This is a genomic window from Acinetobacter courvalinii (genome assembly GCF_014635545.1).
GTDB lineage: Bacteria > Pseudomonadota > Gammaproteobacteria > Pseudomonadales > Moraxellaceae > Acinetobacter > Acinetobacter courvalinii.
The window spans coordinates 307,436-319,694 of sequence record NZ_BMDA01000001.1; the positions used below are offsets into that span (position 1 = coordinate 307,436).

The window sequence follows — 12,259 nt, forward strand, 5'->3', positions numbered from 1 at the left end:
AACAGAGGTAATCAAATCATTACCTCGTAATAACAGTTTTGCTGAGCAAACAAGCATATCCATTCGAAATTAAATATGATTATAGAGCAATATTTTTAGTATTGTGAAAATTGTGAGTTATTTAAGAGAAATTCACGATTCTCTTCTTCAATCATTTGTCGTGCCACAAACAGAATCAGCTGTCTTAACCAGCGGTGGGCAGGATGATGATGTAATAACGGACACCATGCCATTTTTAATTCAAACTCAGGAATATAAAATGGAGGATCCTTTATAACCAGCTTTGGATTTTGGGTTTGCAAACGCGCCATACGGGTTGGCAGGGTAGCAATCAAATCTACATTTTGCGCTAACAATGCTGGCATTTGATAGTGACGGGTAAACACTGAAATTTTACGACGTTGACCAATACGCTCCAACGCCTGATCAATCCAGCCGAGTCCCGCCTGTTTATCCGGATTCACACCGAAACCCACCCCCATACCGGTCTTTGATACCCAGATATGCTGTGCATCTAAATAGCTTTTCAGATTTAAGTGGGTTACAGCAGGGTGTTTGTCATTTAAAATACAGCTAAAGCTATCACGCCAAACCAGAACCTGATGGAAGCTTTGTGGAATTTCATTGAAGCGGTTAATGGCAAGATCTACTTTACCTTGCTCCATGTCCCGATAAGACACATCACTCGGCGTCAAGAAATCCAGTACCACATTGGGTGCTTCTGAACGCAATGCCTTGACCAGGCGAGGCACTAAGGTTGCTTCGGCATAATCCGAGGTCATGATACGGAACACGCGCGTACTGGTATAAGGACGGAATTCGGTACGTGGCTCCAGAATCATGGAAAGATCTGAGAGCGCATCGCGAATACGCGGTTGTAATTCTAATGCACGCTCAGTCGGCGTCATGCCTTCAGAAGAGCGAATCAGGAGGGGGTCATTAAACAGATTACGTAAACGACGTAAAATATTACTCATCGCAGGCTGGGTAACACCGAGTTGCTCTGCGGCGCGTGTGACATTTTTTTCACGAAGAAGTACGTCAAGATAAATTAATAAATTAAGATCGACCCGCTCCAGATTCATAAAAAAAATACCGAAAATAAAATCCTTAAATTGTGTTGAATTATGACATATCTAAAGCCTTTTGTGTAACTTAATCCTACATAAAAGCAACAGCGCCAAAGCATATAAAGCCGCTTGAAATATCGGGTGCACTTATTGATCGGGTCATGCTCAACTTTGATACAATTGTTGTTTGTAACACCAGTAAAATGCGCTAAAAAATTAAATATTTTTATGATTTGAACACTTGTTTTACCGTATTTTTTGAACTGACCAGTCTAGAAAAATAGCCTGAAAAAGGGTTTTTACGCATTTTAGTGTATTTTAAAAATTAATTAAAAACAATTGCTTACGTTGTATTTTTAAAGTTTTTGATAAAAGCCTATACATACATTTTCTAAGAAAATACCGAAGATTAAGCTAGAATATTGGCTAAATCTCTTGCCAAAGACTAAGCTTTGAGACATGTTGATGAGGTGCTTGAAATCTAGACTAAATACAATCAGGATTTTTAGCCCCCGTTCGATGCCAATCCTCAAAGGAATAGATCATGACTACATATCAAACAGCGATTGATGCAATCCGCGAATTAAAAGCAAAATTTGGCAACACTTGGGCAGATATTAGTCCTGAAGATGCTGCTCGCATGCAACTACAAAACCGTTTCAAAACTGGTTTAGACATTGCGAAATACACAGCTGCGATTATGCGTCGTGATATGGCTGCTTATGATGCCGATTCTAGCAAATATACTCAATCATTAGGTTGCTGGCATGGTTTCATCGCTCAACAAAAAATGATCGCGAACAAAAAATACTTCGGTACAACTGAACGTCGCTATATCTACCTTTCTGGTTGGATGGTTGCTGCACTTCGTTCAGAATTTGGTCCACTTCCTGACCAATCAATGCATGAAAAAACTTCTGTTCCTGCGTTGATCGAAGAAATCTACACTTTCTTACGTCAAGCTGACGCAAAAGAATTAAACGATTTATTCCGTGCACTTAAAAAAGCTCAAGAAGCGGGTGATACTGCTAAAGCAGCTGAAATCACTGCTCAAATCGACAACTTTGAAACTCACGTTGTGCCAATTATTGCGGACATCGATGCTGGTTTCGGTAACGAAGAAGCGACTTACTTACTTGCGAAGAAAATGATCGAAGCGGGTGCATGTGCACTTCAAATCGAAAACCAAGTATCTGATGCAAAACAATGTGGTCACCAAGCTGGTAAAGTAACTGTTCCACACGAAGACTTCATCGCTAAAATCCATGCATTACGTTATGCATTCTTAGAAATGGGTCTTGATGATGGTATCATCGTTGCACGTACTGACTCTGAAGGCGCTGACTTGACTCAAAAAATCCCAGTGGTTAAAGAGCCAGGCGACATCGCTTCTCAATACATCAGCTACTTGGATACAACTGAAATTGACATCGCTGATGCTCAAGAAGATGAAATCCTGATCAAGCGTGATGGTAAATTACACCGTCCTAAGCGTTTAGCTTCTGGCTTATATCAGTTCCGTCCTGACACTCAAATTGACCGTGTGGTACTTGACTGTGTATCTAGCCTTCAAAATGGTGCTGACCTTCTTTGGATCGAAACTGCGACTCCAAACGTAGAAGAAATCGCTCACATGGTTAACCGTGTACGTGAAACAGTTCCAAATGCGAAGCTTGTTTATAACAACAGCCCATCATTCAACTGGACTTTAAACTTCCGTCAACAAGCTTACGACCGTTGGGTTGCTGAAGGTAAAGACGTTTCTGCTTACGACCGTGCTAAATTAATGAGCGCTGAGTATGACAATACTGAATTAGCTGCTGATGCTGACGCTAAGATCCGTACTTTCCAAGCAGATGCTTCTCGTGAAGCAGGTGTGTTCCATCACTTGATCACACTTCCGACTTACCACACTGCTGCTCTTTCTACACATGAGCTTGCACAAGGTTACTTCGGTACTGAAGGTATGTTGGCTTATGTTGCTGGCGTACAACGTAAAGAAATCCGTGGCGGTATCGCTTGTGTTAAACACCAAGCAATGGCGGGTTCTGACATCGGTGATGATCACAAAGAAATCTTCTCTGGTGACAATGCGCTTAAAGCACATGATGATGCTAAAAACACAATGAACCAATTCGCTGCTCACTAAGCACTGAACTGATTCAATAAAAAACCCTGCGAAAGCAGGGTTTTTTATTGTTTACATCATTGCTTAAGGCCAGATGAATGTTCGGCTCTCTAAAAAATAGATTGTTCTATTTTTAATTATATTGAGTAGGATCTATTTAACCATTTCTATTATTTGCATGGTTGATTAACCTCTGTTCAGCAGACTCAAGTCTCAGATAGAACTCTTTGAAATCAACTGTTCAGCAGACCGATCATTCAATCAACAGATATAAAAAAAACTGCCCTATAAGGGCAGTTTTTTTTATTGCAGAAATAATAAATTATTTCTCAACACCTGCTGGTTGACCTGCAAGTTTTGCATTTGCATAGTCCCAGTTAACCAGGCTTTCTAAGAAAGTCGCGATGTATTTTGGACGTAAGTTACGGAAGTCGATATAGTAAGCGTGTTCCCAAACGTCGATTGTTAATACAGCGATTTGACCGTGCGCAAGCGGCGTGTCTGCATTTGAAGTTTTAGTAATTGATAATTTACCGTTTACTTCGTCAGCAACTAACCAAGCCCAACCTGAACCGAATTGAGTTGTTGCAGCAGCAGTGAATTCTTCTGCAAATTTTTCGTAGCTACCAAATGCTTCGTCAATTTTCGCTGCAATCGCGCCTGTAGGTTTACCACCACCGTTTGGCTTCATGCTGTTCCAGTAGAATGTGTGGTTCCATACTTGAGCAGCATTGTTGAAGATACCAGCTTTAGATGCATCACCAGCAGAAGCCTTGATGATTTCTTCTAAAGTTTTACCTTCAAGATCAGTACCTTTGATTAAGTTGTTTAAGTTAACAACATAAGTATTGTGGTGTTTGTCGTGATGGTATTCTAAAGTTTCGCGAGTGATATGTGGCGCTAGATCATCATAGCCATATGGAAGTGCAGGTAAAGTAATGGTTGTCATGTTTCATTCCTTGCAAATTTGCTGGGTTTTACATTAAGTGTTTTTATTGTAAATGATTCTGCATGCAATAGGGCAGTCTTTTAATACACAAAATATGCAAAAAATTTCCATCTGAGACATATACCATACACAAGATAGAATTAGAGCCAATGATTATTTTAGATTATCTTTGAGCTGGCTCTAATCTACGTTGTTCAAGCAGAAGTTTTTAACTTTATTATTTAAAATCAATTTTTTATTGCTGTTAAAGCCGCATGGTAGCGGCGATTGACCTCATCCCAGTCCACCACATTATAAAAAGCCGCAATATATTCAGGTCGACGGTTTTGATATTTTAGATAATAGGCATGTTCCCATACATCAAGTCCTAAAATAGGGGTATGACCATGCATCAGGGGTGAGTCCTGATTGGCACTGCTTTCCACCACAATTTTACCTTCAGGTGTGACACTCAGCCATGCCCAGCCACTTCCGAAACGGCTAATCGCGGCTTTGGTAAATGCCTCTTTAAATGCATCAAAACCACCGAGTTGCTGGTCAATGGCTTTTGCAATATCACCTGTCGGTTCACCACCACCGTGTGGGCTCATAACGGTCCAGAACAGTGAATGGTTGGCATGTCCGCCAGCATTATTGATCACCATGTGTTTAAGGTCTGCTGGAACTTGATTCACTTTGGCGACTAGCTCCTCTACAGGAAATTTTTCCCATACCGTGCCTTGAATTGCGCCATTAATATTATTGATATAGGTCTGATGGTGTTTGCTATGATGAATTTCCATGGTTTTGGTATCGATATTGGGTTCAAGTGCATCATAGGCATAAGGCAGTGCAGGTAAAGAATAAGCCATGTGTTCGATTCCTTTTCTAATCAATGTGGTTTTATAACGATAGATTAAAGCGCTTTCATTATTGTTTTAAAAGCAAATGAGAATCAATATCTTTTAATTTGCTTTTATCTATATGATATGAGTTAAAAAATAAATTTTATTTATCAGTCGATTAAGAGAGGGGAATCTAGAAGTGGTTATGTATTTAAAATTATCACTATAGAGATGAGCAGCTATACGATGAGAACCCTGCATCATTAAGCGACCAGAAATGAATCGATGGGAGCAGAAATTGGAAAATAAAAATCAGGTAAAGGAATGAAATGAATTTCACTCCTTTATCCGTGCATCGGCTTAAATTGGATTGTTGAGCTCAAAATACTCAGATTCAATGGCAAACTGGATTGCAATGGCCTGTGCCAAGCGCTGTACGCCATAACGTTCAGTGGCATGATGGCCGCAAGCAAAATAGTGAACCCCTAACTCTTTGGCCTCATAGAAAGTGCGTTCACTAACTTCACCTGAAATATAAGCATCGCACTCTGCTTGAGCAGCCTTGGCAATAAAGTCTTGTGCGCCGCCTGTACAGAAGCCTACTTTTTTGATTGCAGTTTTATCGCTCGGTAAATGAATCACATTAAAATCAAAGACAGCTTGTAACTTTGCTTTAAATTGCTCAGGGCTCAGTGCATGGTCTAAATAACCAATGTTGCCGATAGGGTGCTTTTCACTTGGATCTAATGCTTCCAGATCGTTTAGCTCCAACAAATCGGCAATGGCGACGTTATTGCCTAAAGTCGGATGCGCATCTAGTGGCAGGTGATAGGCAATCAAGGAAATATTATTTTGAATCAGTTTTTTGATACGGTTGCCACGCATCCCTGTAATCGGATAGGGTTCGCCTTTCCAGAAGTAGCCATGATGCACCAGTAAGACGTCCGCCTGTTGAGCAATCGCGGCATCAATTGCATCCTCAGAAGCGGTCACGGCGCATAAAATTTTATTGACTTCAGTTTTGCCTTCAATTTGTAAGCCATTTGGTGCGTAGTCTTTAAACTCGTTTGCTTTTAAAGTCTGATTACACCAGTGCACAATATCTTGCACATTTGCCATGCGATTCCTCAAATGATTAACAGCTTGTTAGAGCTCAATAAAAACATATTTTTAAATGTAACTAAAGCTAGACAAAACTTTTTTAACTTTTGCATTGATTTTAAGCAATTTACTTTACAATAGTGGAAACTTCCAGTTCTTCAATAAATTACGTACATCACATAATTTCGCCTAGAGGATAATAGACGTGCGCCGTGCATTTACATGGTTACCTTGGGTATTACTCATTCTTGTTATCGTTAGTTTTCTGGCTTGGCAGAAATCACATCAACCGAAACCGACTGTTGCGGCTGATGGGGTAAAAATGCCGGCAGAAAAGGTTGAGCCTCTCATTGATACATCACGTGCCGGTGGGGTGGTTTCCTATAGTGCTGCAGTCAAAGTGGCTGCACCTGCTGTGGTGAATATTTTTACCACGCAGAAAGTCAAACAGATGAATCATCCATTATTGAATGATCCTGTATTTCGCGAGTTCTTTGGCAATCAAATGCCGCAACAGCCTCAAAATGAAAACAGTCTGGGTTCAGGGGTGATTGTACGTGCAGATGGTTATATTCTTACCAATAATCATGTGATTGCTCAGGCTGAACATATTGTGGTGGCATTGCATGATGGCCGTCGTGCTGAAGCCAAAGTGATTGGTACAGATCCAGATACAGATCTGGCTGTGATCAAGATCGAATTAGATAATCTGCCAGTGCTGCCATTTAAGCTGAGTGGTAACGAAGTGGGTGATGTGGTACTTGCGATTGGTAATCCATTTGGTGTCGGTCAAACTGTAACCCAAGGGATTATTTCTGCCACAGGTCGTTCTGACTTGGGAATCAATACCTACGAAGACTTTATTCAAACCGATGCTGCCATTAATCCGGGGAACTCGGGTGGTGCATTGATTGATGTGGCGGGCAACCTGATTGGTGTCAATACTGCAATTTTCTCTCAATCTGGCGGTTCCTTGGGAATTGGTTTCGCTATTCCTGCCAAGGTTTGTCAGCAAGTGCTTAATTCAATCCTGAAAGATGGCCGTGTGGTACGAGGCTGGTTGGGTATTAGCCTGATTCCAAATACCATTGAAGAGGATGTTCTGGCAACAAAACCGATTGGGGTTACCGTGGCTGATGTATTGCGTGACGGACCATCAGATACGGCAGGCATTAAACGTGGTGACAAGATTATCCAGGTCAATAACGAACAGATTTCTTCCGCTTCGCATTTAATTAATTATGTGGCATTGCAAGCGCCGGGTAGTCTGATTGATGTGATCGTGGAGCGAGAAGGCAAGCAGCAAACGCTCCAAGTGAAGGTGGGAGAGCGTAAAGTACAGCAAAATACGCAATCTCAATATATACCTTTACCGAAACATCCTTAATCACGATGGTTTTAGCAGAGAGGGTCGCTTAAAGCGGCCCTTTTTATGGCTACAATAAAAAAGCTTGTTGGCGCTGGGGTCAACAAGCTTTTTTGCATTTTATAGGTGTTTTTATTTTTCATTAAATCATGCAAATTTTATCGTTTTATGACAAATTTTTGATGATTCAATGACAAGTGTGAAACTTGGAAATACGTATTTAGTGGGCACAAAATGCCTGATTGAAATATTCAAATAGATCAGGCGTTTGAAACCAGATCAAGATTGAAAGGCTAATTAAACCAAGAATAAAGCCCATCAGTAAAATTTTAAAATTTCGTTCAAGATTAGTCATGAATAATGGCCTCTTCATTGACGAACAGATGAATCACCACGCCAAAAGCACTTAATAGCAAGCAGGCAAGCCAGATCATATTGTAGTTGCCGGTCATGTCGTGGTTGATACCCCCTAGCCAGCCTCCAAAAAATGAACCGATTTGGTGAGTAAAAAACACAATGCCACTCAACATCGATAAATATTTTACGCCAAACATATTGGCAACAATACCATTGGTTAATGGCACCGTTGAAAGCCAGAGTAATCCCATGATGATCCCAAAACTATAAACGGTAAATATACTCAGGGGTAATAACAGGAAGGCAATGATTGCGATGCCACGTAAACCGTACAGTAACATCAGCAGTTTCGGTTTTGAATAACGATCGCCTAACCAGCCAGCCCCATAGGTCCCCACAATATTGAACAGGCCTACCAGTGCTAAAAATATGGTGCCTGTGGTGGCATCAAAGCCATGATCGATCAAATAACCCGGTAAATGCACTCCTAAGAATACCACCTGAAAGCCGCAGACCAGAAAACCTAAGGATAACCACCAGAACGGTTTATGTTTGCTGGCAATGTTAAGAACCTGTTTAAAGCCGAGACTGGGTTGATTCAGTGCCTTCGGTGCGGTCGAAGTAGGGGATTTTAATAACCATGCCAACGGGACAATGAATGCAATCGCGAATGCACTGACGAGTAGTGCGGAGGACCAGCCTATACTTTTGAGTAACAGTAGGGTGGATGGCAACATGATAAATTGACCGAATGATCCTGCTGCACTGGCAATCCCCATCACCATACTGCGTTTTTCTGGCGGAGCTGCACGACCAACGGCTGAAAGCAGCACTGTAAATGAGGTCGCAGATAAAGCCAGTCCAATGACAAGCCCTAAACTAAGATTTAGCAGAACTCCGGTCGAGCTAAATGCCATCATCACCAAGCCAATCGCATAGAGCACGCCGCCTGCTGCAACCACTTTCTTGGTGCCATATTTATCGGCAATTGCACCTGTGAAAGGTTGGGCCGCACCCCAGATCAAGTTTTGTAAGGCAATGGCAAAACTAAAAATATGGTGTCCCCAGCCAAATGCGTCGCTCATCGGGACCAGGTATAAACCGAAGCCATGACGTACGCCCAGCGAAAGTGCGAGGATCAGTGCACTTCCTATCAGCATATAGATCAACTGTTTTGAGAATTGTGGCTTTGACATTGTTGTTATGATCAAGGAATAAGTGAAAAGTATTTTAAAATACTTCTGTCTATATTTCGATTCTAAAAAAGATTAGAGTTCTATTTGTTTGATTAAATTGTTTAGTATTAGAAATCTCAGGAAATAAAAAAGCAGCGAAAGCTGCTTTTTGATGAGCTAATACACTTAGAAACGATGGCCGACACCGACATAGGTGATTAATGGATCGATATCAATTTTGGTATTGGCGCGGATCAACTCTTTGCCTGTATTACGATCAGTCACAGAGATTTTTGCTTCATTATTCATTTTTGAATAAGACACAGAACCAACGGCAAACCAGTTTGGATTAAAGTCATAAGTTGCACCTACAGTCACAATCGGGGCAAAGGTGTCAGTTGCCTTGAGTTTTACTACAGGATCTGCGGAAGAAGTTTTATTATCTAAAGCTGCACCTGCTTTGCCGTCATGAATATTCTGGATCATGTGGCCTGCTTTGATTAAGTCTGATTCGATCCCTGAATTCATTTTTAAATCATTAAAATAGGCATACATGACACCCGCACCAACATAAGGACGGAATTTATTGACGCCTGATTTGCCGAATTGATAGTGTAATTCAAAAGCTGGTAACCAAGCGCGTGCGGTGGCAGCTTTATCACCTTGGGTAAGGTCGGTAATATGTAGGTCTTGTCTTAAATCAATATTACCAAGGATAGTGCTTGCTGAACCATTTAAAGGTGCATAGATATCGCCTTTTCCTTTGATATCAACCTTTGGTGGAATCCCTGCTTTAATTTCTAAAGAAACATTATCAGTAAAATGATAATTGGCCATAATACCTACGGTATCAACATCATCAGCCTCTAAGCCGGTTCCTTCACTTTTCCAGTTAGAAAGTCCGTTAATTGTAGCTGTACCCGTAGTAAAAGCTGGTACTGTACTGGTAGGCCATGCTTGAATTGCACCATAAGCTATAGGATTTGACTCTTTTACTGCAGCAGCAAGTACAGCTTGTTTAGATACTTCTCCGACTTTAGATTTAGTGCCTTCAGCAACACTGGTATTGATATCAATTGGATTGGCAGATCCTTGCGGCATGGCATGCAACCAACCCGCAGAAACTGAAAAGCGTTTAAACCCATCACCATCTTTTAGACTGAAATATGGTGAGTCTGCGAAAGTAATTGTTGGCAGGGCACATAAGCCTGTAAGCAGGCAAGCAAATGACTTCTTCATCATCTTGGGACTCCATGTCCTAAAGTTTGTAAGGATTTTTCTTGCGCCCACGATAACTCTTTTTTTGACCTACTTTGTTTAGTTAAAATTTATAATTGTTATGCTTATGAAAAAAATTGTTTGATTTAGATAAATTGATGAAGAAATTATGAAGATACAAAAAAAGCCACCGAAGTGACTTTTTACTAAAAAAATTAAAGAAAATAAATTACATAAAACGAGATAAATCTTCTTCAGGACGCGCGGTTAATACTTCAATACCAGTTTTGGTTACCAAAATCGTATGTTCATATTGGGCCGACAATTTGTGATCTTTTGTGACAACGGTCCACTTATCACCTAAAAGCTTGGTTTGCCAAACACCTGCGTTGACCATTGGTTCAATGGTAAAGGTCATGCCTGCTTCCAGACGCATCCCGGTACCTTTTTGCCCATAATGTAAAACTTGTGGTTCATCATGGAACACATTACCAATCCCATGCCCACAATATTCACGCACGACACTGAAACGCTCAGATTCCACATATTGTTGAATGGCATAACCCACGTCACCTAAGTATGAGCCATCTTTTACCGTGGCCATGCCGCGATACATGGCTTCTTGGGCCACTGAACACAAACGGTTTGCAAGAATAGAGGTTTCACCGCCCACGATATACATCATGTTGGTATCGCCGTGATAACCATCTTTAATGACAGTTACATCGATGTTAAGAATATCGCCGTTCTTTAAGATTTTATTTTCAGACGGAATACCGTGACAAACCACATGGTTGACCGAAGTACAAATAGAATGCTGGAAAGCAGGGCGACCTGGTGCTGCGCCGTAGCCGACACAGGCAGGAATTGCTTGCTGAACATTTTCAATGTGATTGCGACAGATGGTATCGAGTTCTAGTGTGCTCACGCCCGCTTTAATATGCGGTTTAATCATGTCTAGAACTTCAGCCGCCAATTTGCCAGCAACACGCATCTTTTCAATTTCTTCAGGTGTTTTGATTAATCGACGAGGGGCTGTATAAGTTGTATTCATGATCTCTAAAAACTTTTGGTAATTTGCAAGCGTCTATGGTATAAATAGCCGCCTATTTTATCAAATGCTTTTCGTGAATATATTTTACGAAATTATCTGATAATTATAGTCGTAAAAAAATCCGCACATATATCGACACATTACTCTGGGTGCCTAGCAATAGGTGGAGAATGCGGATATATGGAGGCCTAACCCAAACTTTAAGGTAAAGAAAATGGCAGATTACAACGTAAGCATGCGCGACCTTCTTCAAGCAGGCGCACACTTTGGTCACCAAACTCGTTTCTGGAACCCAAAAATGCGTCAATACATTTTTGGCGCGCGTAACAAAATTCACATCATCAACCTTGAGCACACTGTTCCTGCGTTAAATGATGCTTTGAACTTCGTTAACAACCTAGCGAGCAAAAAGAACAAAGTATTATTCGTTGGTACAAAACGAGCTGCTTCTAACATCATCCGTGAACAAGCTCAACGCGCTGGTCAACCATATGTAGATCACCGTTGGTTAGGTGGTATGTTGACGAACTGGAAAACACTTCGCCAATCTATCAACCGTTTAAAAGATCTTCAAACTCAATCTCAAGACGGTACTTTTGCTAAGCTTACTAAACGTGAAGCTTTAGAGCGTACTCGTGAGATGGAAAAACTTGAACGTGCTTTAGGCGGCGTTAAGAACATGGGTGGTTTACCTGACGCATTATTTGTAATCGACGTAGATCACGAAGCGATTGCAATCAAAGAAGCGAAAAACTTAGGTATTCCTGTAATCGGTATCGTTGATACAAACTCTAACCCAGACAACGTTGATTACGTTATTCCGGGTAACGACGATGCGATCCGTGCAGTAACTTTGTATGCTTCTGCTATGGCTGATGCGATTCTTGCTGGTAAAGAATATGCTCAATCACAAGCAAATGCACAAGCAAAAGGCGACGACGCTGCTAAAGACGCTTCTGAGGCTTAATGCGTTTTGACGCAAGCTTGTCATTTTTGCGACATGTAATGGTGGCAAAT

11 protein-coding genes are annotated in these 12,259 nt (G+C 41.1%); 3 read left to right on the top strand and 8 right to left on the bottom strand.

The window, feature by feature from the left end:
• Window positions 1-95: 95 nt before the first annotated feature.
• Window positions 96-1,085: a LysR family transcriptional regulator gene (locus IEV39_RS01335; RefSeq protein ID WP_004773639.1), complete on the bottom strand. Its 990-nt coding sequence runs from the start codon at window positions 1,083-1,085 to the stop codon at window positions 96-98.
• A gap of 529 nt (window positions 1,086-1,614) precedes the next feature.
• Here IEV39_RS01335 and IEV39_RS01340 point away from each other — a divergent pair.
• Entirely contained in the window at window positions 1,615-3,219 is a 1,605-nt protein-coding gene (locus IEV39_RS01340) for an isocitrate lyase (RefSeq protein ID WP_004773636.1), read from the top strand.
• Window positions 3,220-3,520: 301 nt separating this feature from the next.
• Here the strand turns inward: IEV39_RS01340 and sodB are convergent, their stop codons facing one another.
• The 3 genes from sodB to IEV39_RS01355 all read right to left on the bottom strand — a co-directional run bounded on the left by sodB (window position 3,521) and on the right by IEV39_RS01355 (window position 6,090).
• A complete protein-coding gene (sodB, locus tag IEV39_RS01345) occupies window positions 3,521-4,147 on the bottom strand; it encodes a superoxide dismutase SodB (RefSeq protein WP_005231550.1) in 627 nt (208 codons plus the stop codon).
• A gap of 227 nt (window positions 4,148-4,374) precedes the next feature.
• A complete protein-coding gene (locus IEV39_RS01350; protein ID WP_005287827.1) occupies window positions 4,375-4,998 on the bottom strand; it encodes a superoxide dismutase in 624 nt (207 codons plus the stop codon).
• A 333-nt stretch (window positions 4,999-5,331) separates the two neighbouring features.
• Window positions 5,332-6,090 carry a Nif3-like dinuclear metal center hexameric protein gene (locus IEV39_RS01355; RefSeq protein WP_005287824.1) on the bottom strand — a complete coding sequence of 253 codons (759 nt, stop codon included), beginning with the start codon at window positions 6,088-6,090 and terminating at the stop codon, window positions 5,332-5,334.
• A gap of 187 nt (window positions 6,091-6,277) precedes the next feature.
• On the opposite strand from IEV39_RS01355, the gene IEV39_RS01360 reads away from it, so the two are divergent.
• Window positions 6,278-7,459: a trypsin-like peptidase domain-containing protein gene (locus IEV39_RS01360; RefSeq protein ID WP_005231547.1), complete on the top strand. Its 1,182-nt coding sequence runs from the start codon at window positions 6,278-6,280 to the stop codon at window positions 7,457-7,459.
• 199 nt (window positions 7,460-7,658) lie between these two features.
• On the opposite strand, the gene IEV39_RS18590 is transcribed toward IEV39_RS01360, so the two are convergent.
• The 4 genes from IEV39_RS18590 to map form a co-directional block, all read right to left on the bottom strand.
• Window positions 7,659-7,793, bottom strand: a complete 135-nt coding sequence (locus IEV39_RS18590; RefSeq protein WP_005231546.1) for a hypothetical protein — start codon at window positions 7,791-7,793, stop codon at window positions 7,659-7,661.
• On the bottom strand, window positions 7,786-8,991 hold the full coding sequence (locus IEV39_RS01365; protein WP_005287820.1) for an MFS transporter: 1,206 nt from the start codon (window positions 8,989-8,991) through the stop codon (window positions 7,786-7,788). Before IEV39_RS01365 ends, IEV39_RS18590 begins: the two co-directional genes overlap by 8 nt.
• A gap of 165 nt (window positions 8,992-9,156) precedes the next feature.
• The gene (locus IEV39_RS01370; RefSeq protein ID WP_171067877.1) at window positions 9,157-10,212 is read right to left on the bottom strand and encodes an OmpW/AlkL family protein; all 1,056 of its coding nucleotides are present in this window, start codon (window positions 10,210-10,212) and stop codon (window positions 9,157-9,159) included.
• Window positions 10,213-10,417: 205 nt separating this feature from the next.
• Window positions 10,418-11,242 carry a type I methionyl aminopeptidase gene (gene map / locus IEV39_RS01375; protein ID WP_004773623.1) on the bottom strand — a complete coding sequence of 275 codons (825 nt, stop codon included), beginning with the start codon at window positions 11,240-11,242 and terminating at the stop codon, window positions 10,418-10,420.
• A gap of 214 nt (window positions 11,243-11,456) precedes the next feature.
• Here map and rpsB point away from each other — a divergent pair, with 214 nt between their 5' ends.
• Window positions 11,457-12,209 carry a 30S ribosomal protein S2 gene (gene rpsB, locus IEV39_RS01380; protein WP_004652723.1) on the top strand — a complete coding sequence of 251 codons (753 nt, stop codon included), beginning with the start codon at window positions 11,457-11,459 and terminating at the stop codon, window positions 12,207-12,209.
• Window positions 12,210-12,259 lie beyond the last annotated feature (50 nt).